Below are 20,384 nucleotides of genomic sequence, written 5' to 3'. Positions count from 1 at the left end.
CTTCAGAGAACAACATGCTTACTAATCATTATAAAAAATTATTCTTTGTGATTCCTTTTATCTCCTCGGCTTATGCTATTGATTTACCACCGATACAGCAAAATAAGCAAGAACTTGATCGTCTTGAAAGACAAAACAGCCAGGTATTAATCGAGGATGCTAAACGTACTGAAATGCTGTTACAGCAACAGCGTTCATTACGCAATAATGAAAAGTTTATCGTGGATGGTAACGACTCGTCATGGAAGTTCAAAATAGAAGAAATCAATATCCTTGATGATAATCGCTTTGAGGGTTCCCCTATCCGCCAGGCATTAATCGAGAGCTATACTGGTAAAGAACTAGGAAAATCTGAAATATTTAATTTAGTCAAAGAACTTACTAATTTTTATATTTCTCGCGGTTATGCCACAACACTTGTCAGCATAGAGCCTGGTAACATAAAACAGGGCAAGCTCACCCTACGAGTATTATGGGGAAAGATTAACGATTTCAAAGTCAATGGCAATGATCCAAGCTTTCGCGAAAGCACTCGCTTGTTTGCCGCCTACCCTTTTGCCAAGGGCAAAGTGCTCAACATGGAGGATATAGACCAGGCTATTGAGAATTTGGTTCGCGTATCCAGTCGCGATACCATTCATGTCGAACCTTCCGTCGTCAACGCCAGTTCAAACTTAAACCTGCTAACTCAGCCTGAGTTTCCGTTATCAATGTCGACAGGGATCAATAACTCAGGAAACAAAGCTGATGGATGGCAACAGTACTATGGCAGTGCCACCTTAAAAAATATTGCTGGGTTGAATGATATTTTCAATGGTTATTACTCATGGAATAACCTGAATAATAATGACGATAATCAGGATTCACTTTCTCTCAGTTATAGTATCCCACTTGGGTACTGGGGATTTGATTTTTCATATTATAAATCCAGCTATGACAAGATGATTGGCGGCTACTATGGTGGCTATGACAGCGACGGTCATTCTGAACGTACCTCATTTCGTATTAATAAAATGCTCTCACGTAATGCGACCGGGAAAACCAGCGCTTGGGTCAAGCTGGAAAAGCGCGACAACTACAACGGTATTGTTGGTCAACAGATTGACGTCAGCTCCAAAAGTTATACAGCGTTATCCTCCGGCCTGACCTATGTGGGCTCGTTAATGGGCGGTTGGTTTTATGGCGATATGGGATTTGCCGTCGGAACACCGTGGTTTGGTGCCGCCTGGAAAGATGACGCAGACCTGAACGGATTTGATGTCAATTATGTTACCTACAACGGTATTGTCAGTTGGTCTCGTCCGTTGTTCCAGACAGGTAGATTAGGCGCTAATTACGAGCTGAATATGGGTTTCCAGTATACGCCTGACACGCTGGTAAGTGACTATAAAATGACGCTCGGGGATGAATACACGGTGCGTGGTTTTAAAGATGATTCACTTATGGTGGATAGTGGCGCATGGATAGCAAATACGCTCAATCTTCCACTCACTATTAATTTCGCCAGTGTTTATCAACTGACGCCGTATTTAGGTTATGACTTTGGTTTTGCCAAAGATAACTGTCCTACAGGCGTTAATACCTGCAATAGCCAATTCATGATGGGCGCAGCTGTCGGGATTAAAGCCTCCGGAAGATTTTTCTCATCATCTGTTACTGCTGGCTGGCCCGTCAAAAAACCAGATTCAATGGATGGAAACACTATCGACAACACCGTTGTTTATTACAAATTAGAAGCAAGTTTCTAATTAAGGGAAATATATGAAAAACAAAAACGCGTCGAAACAAAAAATAACTGCAAAGACACTACACAAACACTTACGCCCGATCTATTTATCGTTGGCAGGAATATTATCACTGAACGCGGAGGCAGCAACAACCCCCGACTCCCGACAAGTTAATGGTCCGACAATGGGGCAAACGGCCAACGGTACGCCGATGGTCAATATAACCAACCCAAATGCAAAAGGCATTTCACTGAACAAATTCGATCAGTTCAATGTTGATCAGCAGGGTATGGTATTTAACAACAGTAAACAGGATGGCGTCACCAAAATTGGTGGTTATGCCATTAAAAATGCCCAATTACAGCAAGAGGCCAGTGCAATTATCAGTGAAGTTACTGGTGCGCAAGCGTCATATATCAATGGGACAATGGAGGTATTTGGTAAAAAGGCCGATATTATCGTCGCTAATGAAAACGGAATTAGCGTTAACGGTGCAACAACAATCAATGCCAACAGTCTGACGTTGAGTACCGGTAAGGTGCAGATGAAAGATGATGGTGACTATATGTTGGCCGTTGATAAAGGGAACATCGCCATTACCGGTCAGGGCGTGTCTACTGACGGTCTGAGTTATTTCGATGTTGTCAGCCGGAGTGCACAGCTACAAGGTGAAATCTCCGGAACTGCAGATATAAAAATCCTCGCGGGCACAAATGATTATGACCTGGAGAAACGTAGCTACACTGCACGCAGCACTGGTGATAATAATACCCCAACCGTAGCAATTGACGGCAGCACATTAGGTTCAATGTATGGTGGAAGGATCCAGCTTATCAGTACAGAGTCTGGAGCGGGGGTTCGCCATGCTGGTGGCATTATCGCCAGTAATGATATCGAAATTAACGCTAATGGCGACCTGTCTCTAACAACCCTGCACAGCGATAAGGCCATTATGCTGGCAGGCAACAATGTTACGTTGAATAAAGACAGTAGCGGCAAAGGTGGTACTGAAGCGCAAGGTAATATCATTATTAATGCCTTGGCGGGAGCGACGGTCAGTAACGACCTGCTTTCACATTCAGGGACTATTCGTATTGACGCCTCCTCTCTGGTACAGAATGCAGCCGCATTAATTACGGAAAGCACCAGCAAGACTTCCGTCCCCTCCATTCAAATCAATGTAGCAGGAGAATATACCCTCACCGGCTCACTAAAAGCCCTGGATGCTAATGGTAATACCATCAGTGGCGGCGTAGTTACTCTGAAGAACGGTGATTTTGTCGTGCTGGTCAATGGTAAAGAAACGGCATTCAGCAGCATTGTTTCTGATGCAGAAGTCGTCAGCCATAGTGGTGACATCGCAGTCACTGCAAAAAGCATGAGCAATAATAGCGGCGTGATCATGGCGAAAAAAGGTACGCTGCAGATCAATCTGACTGACGTTTTCGAAAACAGTGGTTCCATTAACGCCAGTGGTGATATCACCCTTACTTCTGGCTCAATGAAAAATAATGGCATCCTTTATACATCAGGTAATCAGACACTAACGGTTTCGACCCTTGAAAATAATGGTCGCTTGTTTGCTGATAAACAACTGGTCATGCGGGCAAGCGCACTCAACAATAAAGGTAATATCGGCACCAGCAGCGGTGACATAAATATCGCTGTCGCCGGTAACCTCAACAACAGTGGTAATATCAGTGGCGATGACGCATCTTTACTACTAGCCATAGACGGCAATGTCGACAACAACGGTAATATTGTCAGTAATAAAAAAGACGTTACCTTATCAGTGAAAGGAAAGTCGGTTAAAAACAGTGGCAAAATTGAAGGTCGCAATATCGGAATCATACAATCTGATAGCAATGCTGAACTCACCAACACTGGCAGTATGAATGCCAAAACACAGTTACAAATTAAGACCGCAAAACTAAGTAATAACGGGGGGCAGTTGAGTAGTGCAGGCGAAATCGCCCTCGCCGTCAGCAAGCAGGTGAACAACTCTGCAGCAGGGGAAATTATCGCAGAAGGTGCACTGAACATCCAAACCGAAGCGGGCGGCACGCTGCAAAACGATGGTGGTGGTTGGATCCAAGGAGCCTCTGTCACCGTTGATGGCCTTACATCACTGACAAACTCAGGCGATGCCGCTATTTTAGCCACAGGGGATTTAACATTACGAAACCTCGAAACGCTGAGCAATGACAGTGCGACAATTCAGGCAGGAAATATCAATCTGGCTGATATTGGGACACTAAGCAACACTGCTGGCGGGACGCTGTATGCCAGTGATAATCTTTCGCTATCCAATATTGATATTCTCAATAACAATAGTGCCCTGATCATGTCTGATGGCCACCTTGCGCTGGATAATATTGGGACATTGACCAACAGCAGTGGCGCCAGCCTTTATAGCGAGGGTGCAACCCAGATTTCAAATATCACTACACTAAATAACCTCGGGGGCTCTGCAATCCAATCAAATACGCTGCTTGATATTAAGCAGGTAGAAACCCTAACTAACGCCGAAGAATCCCTCCTCTCTTCTGCGGGCGATATTCAGTTAGATAACATCACCACATTTAACAACAGCGCCTATGTTATCAGTGAAGGAAAAGTCTCCCTTTCGAACGGTAATTTATTTAAAAATGAAGGCATTGTACAAGCTGGTACCGATTTAATTATCAGTAACCTTCGCTCACTGATTAACCAGGGTAATGATCATCTCCTCATCGCATTGGGGAATCTTACTCTTCAGGATGTTGACTCGCTACTTAACACCGATCACGCAGTCATCACAGCCGGAATGAATACGGTCCTCAACGCCATCGGCATCGTCGCCAACACGGCAGCAGGCGTTATTCAGGCTCAGGAAGGTAAAGTAGAGATCAACACCGACACGCTTAATAACAGCGGCACAATGCCATCAGCTAACGGCGGTCAGGATGTATCAACCATTGTCGCTGGTGGCGACATCAACATTAATGCTGCCACAATCAATAACACTCAGCAGGCCGTAATTGTTTCCTCAGACGCGAACCTGACAATCAATGCCAGCGACATGCTGAATAATAGTGATAGTTCCGTACTGGTTGGTAATAATAAGACAACAATCACCGCAAAAAATACAAACAACACGAACGGTGCACTGATCGGTGGTAACGACATTGCCATCATTAGTGATACATTAAATAACAACAGTAGCGGTACGATCAGTGCAGAGAGTGCATTAACCCTGGCACTAACACACCTCGATAATAACAGTGGTGTTCTTGAGTCTGCACTGACGCTGGCGCTTGACGTCGTCGACAGTATTTACCTTGATGATTACAACAATGATATCCGTGCCGGAAAATCTCTTAATATTTCAACGCAGGGTGAGTTTACCAACAATGCCAACATAGAAGCCATTGGCGATCTCAGCATTGATGCAAATAAGACTTTCACAAATAATGAATCAATTATCACTGCAGGCAATCTTAATATCAATGCCGGAGATATCATTAATAACGAAAACAAGTTATTGTGGTCAATGGGGGATATGAGCCTTGAAGCCCGAAATGGTAAGTTTACTAATAATATGCTAGGTAACGTTCTCAGTATGGGCGATATATCTATCATAGCCCAGGAAATTTGGAACTACGCGGGAATTATACGCGCAGAAAAAGATATTAACATTGATGCTAAAACCATCAAAAATGAAAGTACCTATACAGGTGGTGATGTCACACAGACTCAAACCCAAGACGCCTCAGGGGAATATCACACCATTGACCATGTAACCACAAAAATTGATATTGAGACAACATTCCATATTCCAGTTTTGGTTTCTGACATCACATTAGATAAACTTGCTGAAATCAGTGCAGGTGGGAATATTAACATTAATCAGCGAGACATTTACGAGGACCATGATGTTACAAACGAAGGTGGATTAATTCAGGCTGGTAATGATATCACCATTACGGGTAATATCTACAACTCGCCTAAATACACCTCAGAGTCTATTTATGATTATCTGAATATTACCTTAGCAACGCCAATCACCATTGACTATTCATGGGGGGTCATCAAAGGAAAACACGGTACAGAATGGGAATTTAACTCACTATATCAATACTTTGATTTCATCTTCGGCAATGGTTCAGCTGCGTCCAAAAGTGGCAGCGATTCCCCACAGAAAGAGCGTTCCTATTATGCACTAGTTGATGCTTCAAATAATTCTACTCAGCTAAAAAGTATTATGAACAAAGTGTTCGGTGAAACCTGGTCTACTCAAAGCTTTGATACTCTCAGGGATACCTGGGCAACCATTAGTGGCAACAATGATGCTACATTGAAAGATGACATGATTTATTTTGTACCGCTAGAAAAAGGTGAAATTACTGCCGGACATAATTTCACCCAAAATGGCGGGACCATTAATAATGGTATTGCAAATGCAGGGGTAATAAATCAAGGTGCGGAAGTTACTAACGTTGATGTTGGTGAGTATAACGTTGACACCGTCATCGCTGGATATGACATTCATGTTAATACCCAGAACGTTGAAGAGTTAAAAATGGGAATTAGCCCATTACCTACGATCAAAGACCTAATTTCAATTCCCGGCATGTTTGAACTGTCCACAGACTTCAAAAAAGCCTCTGAGGCCGAGAAAAATGGAACCGAATACTCAGGCCCAAGCAACAATATTGTGCCAATATTTGAAACACGTCCAGACATGCTCGACCAGAGTAAATTCACTGGCTCTGAATACTTTTTTGAGCAGGTAGGATATAACCCGACCACGCCAGTCAATGTTATCGGTGACAACTACTTCACCTCTGAACTCATTCGTCGTGAAGTCAGCAGCGCCGTAGGCAGCTTCTTCTCCGTGAGGGATGGCCTGGAAGGTGATGCTCTGGTACAGGACCTGATGAATAATGCAGGGGTTGCGGCAACAGACAGTGAGCTGGGGCTGGTCGTGGGTCAACCATTGACCGACGAGCAAAAAGCGAATCTGGATCAGGATATTGTCTGGTACGTCAGCCAGAGCGTAAACGGGGTCGAAGTGATGGTGCCGGTTGTTTATCTCTGCCCGGAAACGCTCAAGCAAATTGAAACGGGTGAAGTTACCAGCGGATCAGCAGCAATCAGTGCTGGCAATAATGTTGATGTCGATGCAGACGCAATCAACAATATGAATGGTTCTATCCAATCCGGTGGTGACATGACGCTGGTATCACAAGGAGATATTAACAACGTCAGCAATGGCATGGACTCCGGGATATCCTCTGGCGGTGATATCACCATGACGACAACTGAGGGTGATATCAACAGCTCTGGTGCGGCAATTAAAGCTGATGGCGATATTGCCATGTCAGCTGAAAACGGCGACATCACGATGACCGCAAGTGTAGGTCGTAACGAAGATGGTTCTCAGCAAATCCATGCTAATGATGATGGCGTAACGGCAGGCGGTTCTGTCGCCATGAAAGCAAAATCCATCACTTCTAACGCTTCGGATATTACTGCAGGTAGCGATATCACACTGCAGGCCACCGACGGCGACGTCACCTTCAACGACCTTCATCAGGTTGAATCTAGCCGTACTATCGACAGTGATATTACGGGTGCAGGCAGTTATAAAACGGTCGACACCAAAAGTGCAACAGGTACTGCCATTGGTTCGAATGTGTCGGCGGGCGGTAATATGTCCATCGAAGCCAGCAACGATGTCGTTATGGAAGGCGGCACCTACACTGCTGAAACAGGCAGTATCAAAGCAGATAACAACGTCACAATAAAGACCTCCGAAGATGTCTCGGTGGAAGAAAAGAGCACGACTTCACGTCAGTTCATTGCTGAAGCATCTGCCAGTGGTGGTGGTCAAACAGTCGAAGCTGGGTATGGTGTAAATGATGGTACCTCGACCTCGACAACTTCAGGTGATTACACCAGCGGCGGTTCTCAAGGGGAGTCAGAGTCATCGGGTGGGCGTCCTGGTCGAGCCGCAATGGGAGATTCCGCGAACTTCAGGATCGGCATGGAAACCACCACCGATACTACAACCACTCAAACGAAGACCAACACCAATGCTGCGATTAACTTTACTGATTCCGGTTCCATTGAGTCAGGTAAAACCGCAGATATCGGTGGAGCGGATCTGAGCGCAGGCAACGATCTCAGTATTTCTGCAGAAGAAGTGACCAGCACCAAGTATCTCAACGAAACCAAAACATCGGAATCCCATAAAGAATCCTTTATGGGCATTTCCGGCGAAGCACACAGCACCATTGCCGACTCTATTGATAAGTTCGGCAACCTGGCTGAAAAAGCACAGGATGGTCAAGATATCAACGGTGGAACCACCACAGCAGAAGTACTGGGCGATGTCTCTAACGTATTGTTTAACGACCTGGCGGGTGGTTCGGTTTCTATCGGCGTGAAGACCACGACTAACAGTGCAACCAGTTCCTCTTCATCGGAAAATATCTCCAATATCAATGCTGGTAATGTAAAAATTAACTCGAAAAATGATACCACGCTGAATGGCGTCGATATTAAAGCCGATGATGTGGCGATTAACGCCGGTGGCAATGTCGATATTAACGCCGCTCAGGCCACGTCATCTTACAGTACGGAATCAACCACGCATCAGGCCGGTTTGACCTTAGATGCCGGCGTGGATACCAACAGTGCCAGCGCAGGTGTGTCGTTTGGTTATAATGGCAGTAAAGACAATGGCTCAGGTAATAGTACCAGCTATACCAATAGCTCAATCGAAGGCGCCAATGTGAAAATTAACGCCGGTGGTGATATGACCATGTCCGGTGCCAATATCGCTGCCGATAAAACCGACGTCAACGTTGGCGGCGACCTTATCATTAACTCAGTACAAGATACTGCCCACACAGAGGCCAGCAATGCTAACTGGGGTGCATCGGTCGGTGTAGGGATCTCGACAGCAGGTGGCGTTCTGCCTTCGGTTGCTGCAAATGGCGGCGGTGGTTCTGAAAGCTACGACTCAGCCACTACAGCGAAACAATCTAGCATCAGCACCACTGGCGAATTGAACGTGAAAACAGGTGGCGACCTGAATATGGAAGGTTCTCATCTGGTTTCTGGAGATGGAACAGGCGCGGTGGATGTTGCGGGTAATATCAATGTAAAAGATCTGGAGGATCACATTGAGCAAGATGGCACATACGGCGGCGCGGGTCTTGGGTTTGGCGTCGATGGTTTCATCCCAACGGCTAACCTGTATGTCGATACTGTTGATGAAATCCACTACAACGAGACGCAGAAATCAACCATTGCGGTGGATAATACCACCAGCAATGCCGTTAATGGCAATGTGAATACCGACAAAGAAAATATGTCGGTCGTCACCCGCGATGAAAAAGAAGCCGGGAACAACATTTCGTTCACCATTGGCGATCCTGGTCTGAAGAAAAAAGGCAACGATGCTGTTGAGAGCCCAGCGACCACCAGAAATAAAGCTGACACACACAGTAAAAAAGCGAACGATGCTACAGTAACAGATAAAACACATTCTGAAACCGCAAGCAGCGAAGCGGTTCCGGCGGTGAAACCATCCAGTGTGGATGCTCTGATGCCAACGCCAAAAGCAACCGACAGCACGACGGTTAAAAATTCAACTCCGTCTGAAACAGCACACAGTGAAGATGTTCCGGCGGTGAAACCACCCAGTGCGGATGCTCTGACGCCAACGCCAAAAGCAACCGACAGCACGACGGTTAAAGATTCAACTCCGTCTGAAACAGCACACAGTGAAGATGTTCCGGCGGTGAAACCACCCAGTGCGGATGCTCTGACGCCAACGCCAAAAGCAACCGACAGCACGACGGTTAAAGATTCAACTCCGTCTGAAACAGCACACAGTGAAGATGTTCCGGCGGTGAAACCGTCCACTGCCAGCGATATCGTGCCGAAGCCGAAAGCGGCGGATAGTACAAAAACAGCTGATGTGACTGACGCTACAAGAACAACTGACAGCAAGCCCGCTCCGGCGAAAAAATGGGCCGTGCCTAATACCAACTATCCAGTTCTGTCTCCAGGGTCGGCAACGGGTAAATCGGGTATGAATATGCCAAACAACCCGGCGCATCGAAAATGGAATGGTGATATGACGAATGGTATAACCCCTTCCAGCAATACCAGTGGTCAAACACCGACGCTTTCGCCGGGTTCTGCTACCGGGAAATCGGGTATGGATATGCCAAAAACGCCAAAACATGTCACTACAGATAGCGATCAGACTAATGGTGTTATGCCTTCCAGCAACACCAGTGGTCAAACACCGACACTTTCGCCGGGTTCTGCTACCGGGAAATCGGGTATGGATATGCCAAACAACCCGGCGCATCGACAATGGAATGGTGATATGACGAATGGTATAACCCCTTCCAGCAACACCAGTGGTCAAACACCGACGCTTTCGCCGGGTTCTGCTACCGGGAAATCGGGTATGGATATGCCAAAAACACCTGAGCATAAAACGCTGAACGGGGCCATGATTCAGCGTGGCAACTGGAAGCAACTGCTATCTGATACACCCATCAATATCTACGCCACAGTCACCGTCGAGTTTAAAGATTCAGATTTTGTCTGATATTTAATCTCCCTTCTTTCGCATTAACCACGCGAAAAATGTAAAAAAGCCAGGCATGAATATTGCCTGGCTTTGATTTTTCAGCCCAACGGCTGGTTAACCCTACTTATAGCCCGTTACTCGCTTTTTTTCGCAGCCTGAATATACAGCATTTCTAACGCTAACGTTGCCGCCGCCAGTGCGGTGATCTCAGACTGATCGTAAGCCGGCGCCACTTCCACCACGTCCATCCCGACGATGTTCAGATCTTTCAGACCCCGTACCAGCTTGATCGCGCGATCGGAGGTCAGGCCCCCGATCACTGGCGTGCCGGTCCCTGGCGCAAACGCAGGATCCAAGCAGTCGATATCAAAGGTCAGGTACACCGGCATATCGCCAACGATCTGCTTAACCTGGGCGATGATGTCGTCCACGCTGCGATCGTTCACCTGGCAGGCGTCCAGCACGGTGAAACCATTGTCTTTGTCGAACTCGGTACGGATACCAATCTGCACCGAGTGGTTCGGGTCGATCAGCCCTTCGTTCGGCGCAGTATAGAACATGGTGCCGTGGTCGAATTCGCAACCGTTAGCGTAGGTATCAGTGTGGGCATCGAAATGTACCAACGCCATTTTACCAAAGTGCTTAGCGTGCGCGCGCAGCAGCGGTAACGTGACGAAGTGGTCGCCACCAAAGGAGAGCATACGCTTACCCGCAGAAAGGAGTTTCTCTGCGTGCGCCTGCAGTTTCTCACTCATTTCACGGGCATCACCGAAAGCATAAACCAGATCGCCGCAGTCCACGACGTTCAGGCGCTCGCGCATATCGAAGTTCCACGGGAAGCGGTTATGCTCCCACGCCAGGTTAGTAGATACCTGACGGATCGCCGCCGGACCATGACGGCCGCCAGCACGACCGGAAGTCGCCATATCAAACGGCACGCCAGTAATCACCCAATCGGCGTCGCTGTCGTAGGGCATGAAATTCATCGGCAGACGCAAAAAACCAAAGGCGTTAGAAACCAGGGAGTTGTCGTATTGATGACCTAAGGTGCTCATGTACTGACCTCTTTAAAAATCGATGAAAAAAATCCCCTCCGCGTCGTTAAGCCCGACGAGGAAGGGATTGATTTACGTGACTACTTGTTTTGGCGAATTATCGCCGTTAATTTGTACGGATTCAAGCGAACCCGCACAGCTTTACTCGTCTTCCAGATAGGTGTATCCGTACAGACCCGCTTCAAATTCTTCGAGGAACTGTTGCTGCAACTCGGCGTCCAGATCGGTGTTTTTCACCTGATCACGGAACTGCGTCAGCAGCGTTTTCGGATCCAACTGCACGTACTGCAGCATATCCGCCACGGTATCACCTTCGTCAGACAATTCCACTTCCACGCTGCCATCAGGGAAGACAAACACGTCGACCGCTTCGGTATCGCCGAACAGGTTGTGCATGTTGCCGAGGATCTCCTGATACGCGCCAACCATAAAGAAGCCCAGCATCGGCGGGTTCTCCGGGTCGTATTCCGGCATCGGCATAGTGGTAGCAATACCATCCCCGTCAACGTAATGGTCGATAGCGCCATCAGAGTCACAGGTAATATCCAGCAGCACCGCGCGGCGCTCAGGCGCCTGGTTCAGCCCTTCCAGCGGCAGCACCGGGAACAGTTGATCGATCCCCCACGCATCCGGCATTGACTGGAACAGTGAGAAGTTGACGTAAATCTTATCCGCCATCCGCTCCTGCAGCTCGTCGATAATCGGGCGGTGCGCGCGGTTGCTCGGATCGAGTTGTTTTTGCACATTATGGCACATGTTCAGATAGAGCTGCTCCGCCCACGCGCGTTCCTGCAGACTAAAGGTGCCAGAGGAGTAGCCAACGTGAATATCGTGCAGGTCCATCTGGCTGTCGTGCAGCCATTCACGCAGCGAACGGCGCGTGCCCGGCTCGTGCATCTCTTGCCAGGTTTCCCACATGCTTTGCAGGGAGCGCGGCGCGTTGTCTGCCGGAGGCGTCGCTTCGGTAATTTCGCTACGCTCAACGCCAATGATATTGGAAACCAGCACGGTATGGTGCGCGGTAACGGCACGACCCGATTCAGTGATCACCGTCGGGTGCGGCAGACCATGTTCTTCACAAGCGTCGCCAATCGCCCAGATAATGTTGTTGGCGTATTCGTTCAGGCCGTAATTTACGGAGCAGTCGGATTGCGAACGGGTACCTTCATAGTCCACGCCCAGGCCGCCGCCCACGTCGAAGCACTGAATATTCACGCCCAGCTTGTGCAGCTCGACGTAGAAACGGGCCGACTCACGCACACCGGTGGCGATATCGCGAATGTTCGCCATCTGCGAGCCGAGGTGGAAGTGCAGCAGTTGAATGCTGTCCAGACGGCCGCGCTCGCGCAGAATTTCTACCAGTTGCAGTACCTGGTTTGCCGCCAGGCCGAATTTGGATTTTTCACCACCGGAGGACTGCCACTTGCCGGAACCCTGCGACGCCAGACGCGCACGCACGCCCAGACGCGGAACGACATTCAGGCGTTCAGCTTCATCCAGCACGATGGCGATTTCAGACATCTTCTCGATAACCAGATAGACCTTATGGCCCATCTTCTCGCCAATCAGCGCCAGACGGATGTATTCACGGTCTTTATAGCCGTTACAGACGATCACGCTACGGGTCATTCCGGCATGGGCCAGAACGGCCATCAGTTCAGCCTTGGAACCCGCTTCCAGTCCCAGCGGTTCGCCGGAGTGGATCAGTGATTCAATCACACGACGGTGTTGGTTAACCTTGATCGGGTAAACGAGGAAATAGTCACCGTTGTAGCCGTAGGATTCACGGGCGCGTTTGAACGCGGCGTTAATCGAACGCAGTCGGTGTTGCAGGATCTGCGGGAAGCAGAACAATGCAGGCAGACGCTGGCCCTGCGCTTCACGGGCTTTCACCAACTCAGCAAGGTCAACGCGCGCTTCTGGTACGTCCGGATCCGGGCACACGCTGATGTGACCCAGTTCATTGACGTCATAGTAGTTATTACCCCACCAGGCAATATTGTAAGTACGCAGCATCTTGCTGGCTTCCTCGGAACTCATTGCAACCTCCTGCATGGAGCGTAGTACACCGTGTTCGCCTGCTGACGAAGGCGAACCCAAAGAAATGTCGTCAGACATAGCGAACCTCAAATTTTATTAACAAGTGTAAAACAGTTGACTACTATCGCAATCCAAAGACGCGATAACAACCCAAATACAGGCAGAATTTCCAGCAGATAGTGCTGACGCTCCGACTGTGCGACCGGTTTCTTTTTCATATCATTGTAAACACGTAACCGAACGTACTGCTGACGGTTCGGCGAAACCACGAGAAAACTCTTGTTTACCAAGAGCGCCCTTGTTCAGTTCTTAGTGACCGTTACCGGCTCTTGAGTCCTGAGAAGCGCCGAGATGGGTATAACATCGGCAGGTATGCAAGATGCAGATTGCGAGGGACATATGTACACCAGAACGGTGCGACAGATTCAGCAGAATACAACGGTTCATTATCTCGTATCACCTCCACGGTTGCTCCTTACGGAACGAACCCACAAGCCAAAGCTAAAGTTTTAACCCGGCTGGAAGTGGCAACACGATGAAAATGTCGTGTGCTTTTTGTATGAGCCGCGCGCCGCGTTTTATACCGATAAGAAAGTCAAAAAGCAAAAGATAAATACGCACATTGCCAGCACCGTCAGGAAAAATTTCCAGTTACATTTTCAGTACAATGAGACCTTACTCAAAAAAAGCTGGAAATCAGGCGAAGAACTGTCCTAAAATAGCCGTCCAGATGTTAATCCATCTATACCGATTAACACTCAGACTGCCAGTGTCCGTCATCTGCAGACTCATGGTAGAATCTTCTACACATGGCTATCCCACTCGACAGTTTGAGCTAACCAAATTCTCCTTAGGTGAAATTAAATATGGCAAAACACCTTTTTACGTCCGAGTCCGTATCAGAAGGGCATCCTGACAAAATCGCTGACCAAATCTCTGATGCCGTGCTGGATGCAATCCTGGAACAGGATCCGAAAGCACGCGTTGCCTGCGAAACCTACGTCAAAACCGGTATGGTTTTAGTTGGCGGTGAGATCACCACCAGCGCATGGGTCGATATCGAAGAGATCACCCGTAACACGGTGCGCGAAATTGGCTATGTGCATTCCGACATGGGTTTTGACGCCAACTCTTGTGCGGTACTGAGCGCAATTGGTAAACAGTCTCCGGACATCAACCAGGGCGTTGACCGTGCCGATCCGCTGGAACAGGGCGCGGGCGACCAGGGCCTGATGTTTGGCTATGCCACCAACGAAACCGACGTGCTGATGCCAGCGCCAATTACCTATGCTCACCGTCTGGTGCAGCGTCAGGCTGAAGTGCGTAAAAACGGCACCTTATCCTGGCTGCGTCCGGATGCAAAAAGCCAGGTCACCTTCCAGTATGACGACGGCAAAATCGTCGGTATTGATGCGGTTGTTCTGTCAACTCAGCACTCTGAAGATATCGACCAGAAATCGCTGCAAGAAGCCGTTATGGAAGAGATCATCAAACCGGTGCTGCCGACTGAATGGCTGAATGCTTCGACCAAATTCTTCATCAACCCAACCGGTCGTTTCGTTATCGGCGGCCCAATGGGCGATTGCGGTCTGACGGGTCGTAAGATTATCGTTGATACCTACGGTGGCATGGCTCGTCACGGTGGCGGCGCATTCTCTGGTAAGGATCCGTCTAAAGTTGACCGTTCCGCAGCCTATGCGGCGCGCTACGTCGCGAAAAACATCGTTGCCGCTGGTCTGGCTGACCGTTGTGAGATTCAGGTTTCCTACGCCATCGGCGTGGCTGAACCGACCTCTATCATGGTTGAAACGTTCGGTACCGAAAAAGTGCCTTCAGAACAGCTGACCCTGCTGGTGCGTGAGTTCTTTGACCTGCGCCCGTATGGTCTGATTCAGATGCTGGATCTGTTGCACCCAATCTACAAAGAAACCGCAGCCTATGGTCACTTTGGTCGCGAACATTTCCCTTGGGAAAAAACCGACAAAGCGCAACTGCTGCGTGACGCTGCCGGGCTGAAGTAATTCACCCACGACTGAACGCGTATACTTCCTAAGACCAGCCCCGGCTGGTCTTTTTTTATGCCCATCTTCTCTTCCCCATTCCCATAACGGCCTGGCAATCCTCTTTTCGAACGAAAATGAAAGCGATTACATTAAGCAGTATTTAAGCCCACTTTGAATTAACATCTCCTGGCCATCTCTTGTGCATCATTGTTACATTATCTTTCAGTATTGTCTTAATTTCAGGCAACCAGCTTTATCGCATTCTTATAAAAAACGTTATTTTTCAATCGAATAAATAATAAACACCATGGATACCAGTGTAAGCGATTACACTAATGTGATGTAATTCGCATTTTTTTACCCCGCACTCACCTACCCTTAACATCAACAAAACTAGCTACCCAACCGGAGGGCATCATGCCTGACAATAAAAAAACGGGGCGTTCCAACAAAGCCATGACATTTTTTGTCTGCTTTCTTGCAGCCCTGGCTGGATTACTTTTTGGCCTGGATATCGGTGTTATTGCCGGTGCTTTACCGTTCATCACCGACGAGTTTCAAATTACCCCGCACACTCAGGAATGGGTGGTGAGCTCAATGATGTTTGGTGCGGCTGTAGGCGCTGTTGGCAGCGGCTGGCTCTCCTTCAAACTGGGGCGTAAAAAGAGCCTGATGATTGGCGCAATCCTGTTTGTTGCCGGTTCACTGTTCTCCGCCGCCGCGCCAAACGTTGAAGTGCTGCTGGTTTCCCGCGTGCTGCTGGGCCTGGCCGTTGGTGTTGCGTCTTATACTGCGCCGCTGTACCTGTCCGAAATCGCACCGGAAAAAATCCGTGGCAGTATGATCTCGATGTATCAGTTGATGATCACCATCGGGATCCTTGGCGCTTACCTCTCCGATACCGCATTCAGTTATAGCGGCGCATGGCGCTGGATGCTGGGCGTAATCATTATCCCTGCTCTGTTACTGCTGGTTGGCGTTATCTTCCTGCCGGACAGCCCACGTTGGTTTGCAGCTAAACGTCGTTTTGTCGATGCCGAGCGCGTTCTGTTGCGTCTGCGTGATACCAGCGCCGAGGCCAAACGCGAGCTGGATGAAATTCGTGAGAGTCTGCAGGTTAAACAAAGTGGCTGGGCGCTGTTTAAAGAAAACAGCAACTTCCGTCGCGCAGTGTTCCTTGGCGTGCTGTTACAGGTGATGCAGCAGTTCACCGGGATGAACGTCATTATGTATTACGCGCCAAAAATCTTTGAACTGGCAGGTTATACCAACACCACCGAGCAGATGTGGGGAACGGTTATCGTTGGCCTGACCAACGTACTGGCAACCTTTATCGCCATTGGCCTGGTTGACCGCTGGGGCCGTAAACCTACGCTGATTCTTGGCTTTATCGTCATGGCGGTGGGTATGGGCGTGCTGGGCACTATGATGCATGTGGGTATCCACTCCGCTGCCGCCCAGTACTTTGCCGTGCTGATGCTGCTGATGTTTATCGTTGGCTTCGCGATGAGCGCCGGTCCGCTGATTTGGGTGCTGTGTTCTGAAATTCAGCCGCTGAAAGGCCGCGATTTCGGCATCACCTGCTCTACCGCAACCAACTGGATTGCTAACATGATCGTTGGCGCAACCTTCCTGACGATGCTGAACTCGCTGGGCAGCGCTAACACCTTCTGGGTCTACGGCGGTCTGAACGTACTGTTCATCTTCCTGACTCTGTGGCTAATCCCGGAAACGAAAAACGTCTCTCTGGAACACATTGAACGTAACCTGATGAAAGGTCGTAAACTGCGCGAAATTGGCGCACACGACTAATCACTCAAAGCTTCCTCCCCGGGCGGGAGGAAGCCTTCCTCTTGCAGTCCCTTCCCTGTCGCACTATCCTCTGGCGTTATGAAAACCTCCCGACTTCCCATCGCCATCCAGCAAGCCGTTATGCGCAGCTTGCGGGAAAAACTCGCCCAGGCCAATCTCAAGCTGGAATGTTATTACCCGGAGCCAAAGCTTGTTTACCAACAGCGCGGAACCGCCGCAGGTACGGCGTGGCTACAAACTTACGAAATCCGCCTAAACCCGGTGTTGCTGATGGAAAACGTCGATGCGTTCGTTAACGAAGTGGTCCCCCATGAACTAGCACATTTGCTGGTGTGGAAGCACTTTGGCCGCGTCCCGCCGCACGGAAAAGAGTGGAAATGGATGATGGAGAGTGTGCTGGGCGTCCCGGCCCGACGCACGCATCAGTTTGAACTGCAATCCGTGCAGCGTAAAACCTTTGCTTACCGCTGTAAGTGCCAGGAACATCACTTGACCGTTCGCCGCCATAACCGTGTTGTTCGCGGTGAAGCCACCTACCGCTGCGTCCATTGCGGCGAACCACTGATTGCAGAATAATATTCAGAATTATCAGGAACCTTTCTGATCTAGCTGATTGCATACAAGAACAACTTTCGCTACGTTGCGGGCTCGTTTTGACACGGAGTTCGTGATGTACCGTAATCTTTCTTTTGCCACGGCCATGTTAGCCGCTGCGTTTTCTGGCCCGGTGTTAGCCGAAGGTATCAACAGTTTTTCTCAGGCGAAAGCAGCAGGCGTCAAAGTTAACGCCGATGCGCCGGGCGATTTCTACTGTGGTTGCAAAATTAACTGGCAAGGTAAAAAAGGGGTCGTTGACCTTGAATCCTGCGGCTATAAAGTGCGAAAAAACGAAAACCGCGCCAGTCGTATCGAATGGGAGCACGTTGTTCCCGCCTGGCAGTTTGGCCATCAGCGCCAGTGCTGGCAGGACGGAGGGCGTAAAAACTGCGCCAAAGATCCGGTCTATCGCCGGATGGAAAGCGATATGCATAACCTGCAGCCTGCAGTGGGTGAAGTGAATGGCGATCGCGCAAACTTTATGTACAGCCAGTGGAACGGTGGCGAAGGACAGTATGGACAGTGCGCCATGAAGGTCGACTTCAAAGAGAAAGTTGCCGAGCCGCCAGCCCGCGCCCGCGGTGCCATTGCTCGTACCTATTTTTACATGCGTGACCAGTACGACCTGACGCTCTCCCGCCAACAAACCCAGCTTTTTAATGCCTGGAACAAGCAATATCCGGTCACCGACTGGGAGTGTGAGCGTGACGAACGCATTGCGAAGGTACAGGGGAACCATAACCCCTATGTGCAACGCGCTTGCCAGGCGCAAAAGAGCTAACCTACACTAGCGGCAATATTTTTAACCATGCCCTGGCCTTTCGCAGTCCAGGGCCATGATGCGGATGTTTAACTATGCGCATTCCTCGCATTTATCACCCTGAGCCACTCGTTTCCGGCAGCCAAATTTCACTGTGTGAAGATGCCGCCAACCATATCGGCCGTGTGCTGCGTATGGGACCTGGCCAGGCGCTACAGCTGTTTGACGGTAGCAACCAGGTGTTTGACGCCGAAATCACTCACGCAAGCAAGAAAAGCGTGGACGTGAAGGTGCTTAACGCCGAACTCGACGATCGTGAATCGCCGTTGCACATCCACCTGGGCCAGGTGATGTCGCGCGGCGAAAAAATGGAATTTACTATCCAGAAATCGATCGAACTGGGTGTAAGCCTCATTACGCCACTTTTTTCTGAGCGCTGCGGCGTTAAACTGGATAGTGAACGCCTGAACAAAAAGCTCCAGCAGTGGCAGAAAATCGCCATTGCCGCCTGCGAACAGTGCGGTCGTAACCGGGTGCCTGAAATTCGCCCGGCAATGGATCTGGAAGCATGGTGCGCGGAACAGGACGAAGGGTTGAAACTGAACCTGCATCCTCGCGCCAGCGCCAGCATCAATACGCTGCCGCTGCCGGTAGAGCGCATCCGCTTGCTGATTGGCCCGGAGGGTGGACTGTCGGCAGATGAAATTGCCATGACCGCACGTTATCAGTTTACTGATATTCTGTTAGGACCTCGCGTTCTGCGTACTGAGACAACTGCGCTCACCGCCATTACCGCGCTACAGGTGCGTTTTGGCGATCTGGGCTAACGGAGAAGAACAATGATCAAGCTCGGCATCGTGATGGATCCCATCGCAAGCATCAACATCAAGAAGGATTCCAGCTTCGCAATGCTGCTGGAAGCACAACGTCGTGGTTACGAAATTCACTATATGGAGATGGCCGATCTTTATCTGATCAACGGTGAAGCCCGCGCCCGTACGCGGACCCTGAGCGTAGAGCAGAACTACGACAAATGGTATGAGTTCAAGGGTGAGCAGGATCTCCCGCTGGCCGATCTGGACGTGATTCTGATGCGTAAGGATCCGCCATTTGATACCGAGTTCATTTACGCGACCTATATTCTGGAACGCGCAGAAGAAAAAGGGACGTTAATCGTCAACAAACCGCAGAGCCTGCGCGATTGCAACGAAAAACTGTTCACCGCATGGTTTGCCGACCTGACGCCAGAAACGCTAGTCACACGTAACAAAGCGCAGCTGAAAGCCTTCTGGCAAAAACATAGCGACATCATTCTCAAGCCGCTGGACGGCATGGGCGGCGCGTCTATTTTCCGCGTGAAAGAAGGTGACCCGAACCTCGGTGTCATTGCCGAAACGTTGACCGAACATGGTACCCGCTACTGCATGGCGCAGAACTATTTGCCAGCGATTAAAGACGGCGACAAACGCGTACTAGTTGTGGATGGCGAACCCGTTCCGTACTGCCTGGCGCGTATTCCGCAGGGCGGTGAAACCCGTGGCAACCTGGCCGCCGGTGGCCGTGGCGAGCCGCGTCCATTAACCGACAGCGACTGGGAAATTGCCCGCCGCATTGGGCCAACGCTGAAAGCGAAGGGATTAATTTTTGTCGGTCTGGATATCATTGGCGATCGCTTGACGGAAATTAACGTCACCAGTCCAACCTGTATTCGTGAGATTGAAGCAGAATTCCCGGTTTCGATTACCGGTATGTTGATGGATGCCATTGAGGCTCGTTTGCAAAAATAAAAGA

The 20,384-nt window shown here is 49.4% G+C and carries 12 protein-coding genes; 8 read left to right on the top strand and 4 right to left on the bottom strand.

Annotated features, from left to right (window positions below; genetic code table 11):
• The first annotated feature begins 14 nt into the window (after window positions 1–14).
• Entirely contained in the window at window positions 15–1,748 is a 1,734-nt protein-coding gene (locus tag FHD02_RS15510; RefSeq protein WP_137360724.1) for a ShlB/FhaC/HecB family hemolysin secretion/activation protein, read from the top strand.
• Window positions 1,749–1,761: 13 nt separating this feature from the next.
• Complete coding sequence (locus FHD02_RS15505) at window positions 1,762–10,344, top strand: hemagglutinin repeat-containing protein (protein ID WP_220394070.1); 8,583 nt, start codon at window positions 1,762–1,764, stop codon at window positions 10,342–10,344.
• Window positions 10,345–10,460: 116 nt separating this feature from the next.
• On the opposite strand, the gene speB is transcribed toward FHD02_RS15505, so the two are convergent.
• The 4 genes from speB to FHD02_RS24690 form a co-directional block, all read right to left on the bottom strand.
• Window positions 10,461–11,381 carry an agmatinase gene (speB, locus tag FHD02_RS15500; protein WP_137360726.1) on the bottom strand — a complete coding sequence of 307 codons (921 nt, stop codon included), beginning with the start codon at window positions 11,379–11,381 and terminating at the stop codon, window positions 10,461–10,463.
• A 141-nt stretch (window positions 11,382–11,522) separates the two neighbouring features.
• Window positions 11,523–13,499 carry a biosynthetic arginine decarboxylase gene (gene speA, locus FHD02_RS15495; protein ID WP_072014782.1) on the bottom strand — a complete coding sequence of 659 codons (1,977 nt, stop codon included), beginning with the start codon at window positions 13,497–13,499 and terminating at the stop codon, window positions 11,523–11,525.
• 8 nt (window positions 13,500–13,507) lie between these two features.
• Window positions 13,508–13,639 carry an acid stress response protein YqgB gene (gene yqgB / locus FHD02_RS15490; protein WP_064507034.1) on the bottom strand — a complete coding sequence of 44 codons (132 nt, stop codon included), beginning with the start codon at window positions 13,637–13,639 and terminating at the stop codon, window positions 13,508–13,510.
• Window positions 13,640–13,730: 91 nt separating this feature from the next.
• Window positions 13,731–13,868: a hypothetical protein gene (locus tag FHD02_RS24690; RefSeq protein ID WP_286364578.1), complete on the bottom strand. Its 138-nt coding sequence runs from the start codon at window positions 13,866–13,868 to the stop codon at window positions 13,731–13,733.
• A 419-nt stretch (window positions 13,869–14,287) separates the two neighbouring features.
• On the opposite strand from FHD02_RS24690, the gene metK reads away from it, so the two are divergent.
• From metK to gshB, 6 genes are all read left to right on the top strand, one after another.
• A complete protein-coding gene (gene metK / locus FHD02_RS15480) occupies window positions 14,288–15,442 on the top strand; it encodes a methionine adenosyltransferase (protein WP_006686850.1) in 1,155 nt (384 codons plus the stop codon).
• Window positions 15,443–15,841: 399 nt separating this feature from the next.
• Window positions 15,842–17,236, top strand: coding sequence for a galactose/proton symporter (gene galP / locus FHD02_RS15475; RefSeq protein WP_003027074.1), 1,395 nt, complete (start codon window positions 15,842–15,844; stop codon window positions 17,234–17,236).
• Between the two features lie 78 nt (window positions 17,237–17,314).
• Window positions 17,315–17,812, top strand: a complete 498-nt coding sequence (locus tag FHD02_RS15470) for a SprT family zinc-dependent metalloprotease (protein WP_137360727.1) — start codon at window positions 17,315–17,317, stop codon at window positions 17,810–17,812.
• A 94-nt stretch (window positions 17,813–17,906) separates the two neighbouring features.
• Complete coding sequence (gene endA, locus FHD02_RS15465; RefSeq protein ID WP_137360728.1) at window positions 17,907–18,614, top strand: deoxyribonuclease I; 708 nt, start codon at window positions 17,907–17,909, stop codon at window positions 18,612–18,614.
• A gap of 74 nt (window positions 18,615–18,688) precedes the next feature.
• Window positions 18,689–19,420, top strand: coding sequence for a 16S rRNA (uracil(1498)-N(3))-methyltransferase (gene rsmE, locus FHD02_RS15460; RefSeq protein ID WP_042310938.1), 732 nt, complete (start codon window positions 18,689–18,691; stop codon window positions 19,418–19,420).
• A gap of 12 nt (window positions 19,421–19,432) precedes the next feature.
• Window positions 19,433–20,380: a glutathione synthase gene (gshB, locus tag FHD02_RS15455; protein WP_038633598.1), complete on the top strand. Its 948-nt coding sequence runs from the start codon at window positions 19,433–19,435 to the stop codon at window positions 20,378–20,380.
• Window positions 20,381–20,384 lie beyond the last annotated feature (4 nt).

The sequence above is a fragment of the Citrobacter sp. EC_71 genome, assembly GCF_019584005.1.
Lineage (GTDB): Bacteria > Pseudomonadota > Gammaproteobacteria > Enterobacterales > Enterobacteriaceae > Citrobacter > Citrobacter werkmanii.
This window is presented reverse-complemented; position numbering and strand designations above follow the sequence as displayed.

Bases quoted from the DNA above. Each gene is read 5' to 3' on its own strand.
- FHD02_RS15510 (WP_137360724.1), top strand. From the start codon at position 15: ATGCTTACTAATCATTATAAAAAATTATTCTTTGTGATTCCTTTTATC.
- FHD02_RS15505 (WP_220394070.1), top strand. From the start codon at position 1,762: ATGAAAAACAAAAACGCGTCGAAACAAAAAATAACTGCAAAGACACTA.
- speB (WP_137360726.1), bottom strand. From the start codon at position 11,381: ATGAGCACCTTAGGTCATCAATACGACAACTCCCTGGTTTCTAACGCC.
- speA (WP_072014782.1), bottom strand. From the start codon at position 13,499: ATGTCTGACGACATTTCTTTGGGTTCGCCTTCGTCAGCAGGCGAACAC.
- yqgB (WP_064507034.1), bottom strand. From the start codon at position 13,639: ATGAAAAAGAAACCGGTCGCACAGTCGGAGCGTCAGCACTATCTGCTG.
- FHD02_RS24690 (WP_286364578.1), bottom strand. From the start codon at position 13,868: ATGAACCGTTGTATTCTGCTGAATCTGTCGCACCGTTCTGGTGTACAT.
- metK (WP_006686850.1), top strand. From the start codon at position 14,288: ATGGCAAAACACCTTTTTACGTCCGAGTCCGTATCAGAAGGGCATCCT.
- galP (WP_003027074.1), top strand. From the start codon at position 15,842: ATGCCTGACAATAAAAAAACGGGGCGTTCCAACAAAGCCATGACATTT.
- FHD02_RS15470 (WP_137360727.1), top strand. From the start codon at position 17,315: ATGAAAACCTCCCGACTTCCCATCGCCATCCAGCAAGCCGTTATGCGC.
- endA (WP_137360728.1), top strand. From the start codon at position 17,907: ATGTACCGTAATCTTTCTTTTGCCACGGCCATGTTAGCCGCTGCGTTT.
- rsmE (WP_042310938.1), top strand. From the start codon at position 18,689: ATGCGCATTCCTCGCATTTATCACCCTGAGCCACTCGTTTCCGGCAGC.
- gshB (WP_038633598.1), top strand. From the start codon at position 19,433: ATGATCAAGCTCGGCATCGTGATGGATCCCATCGCAAGCATCAACATC.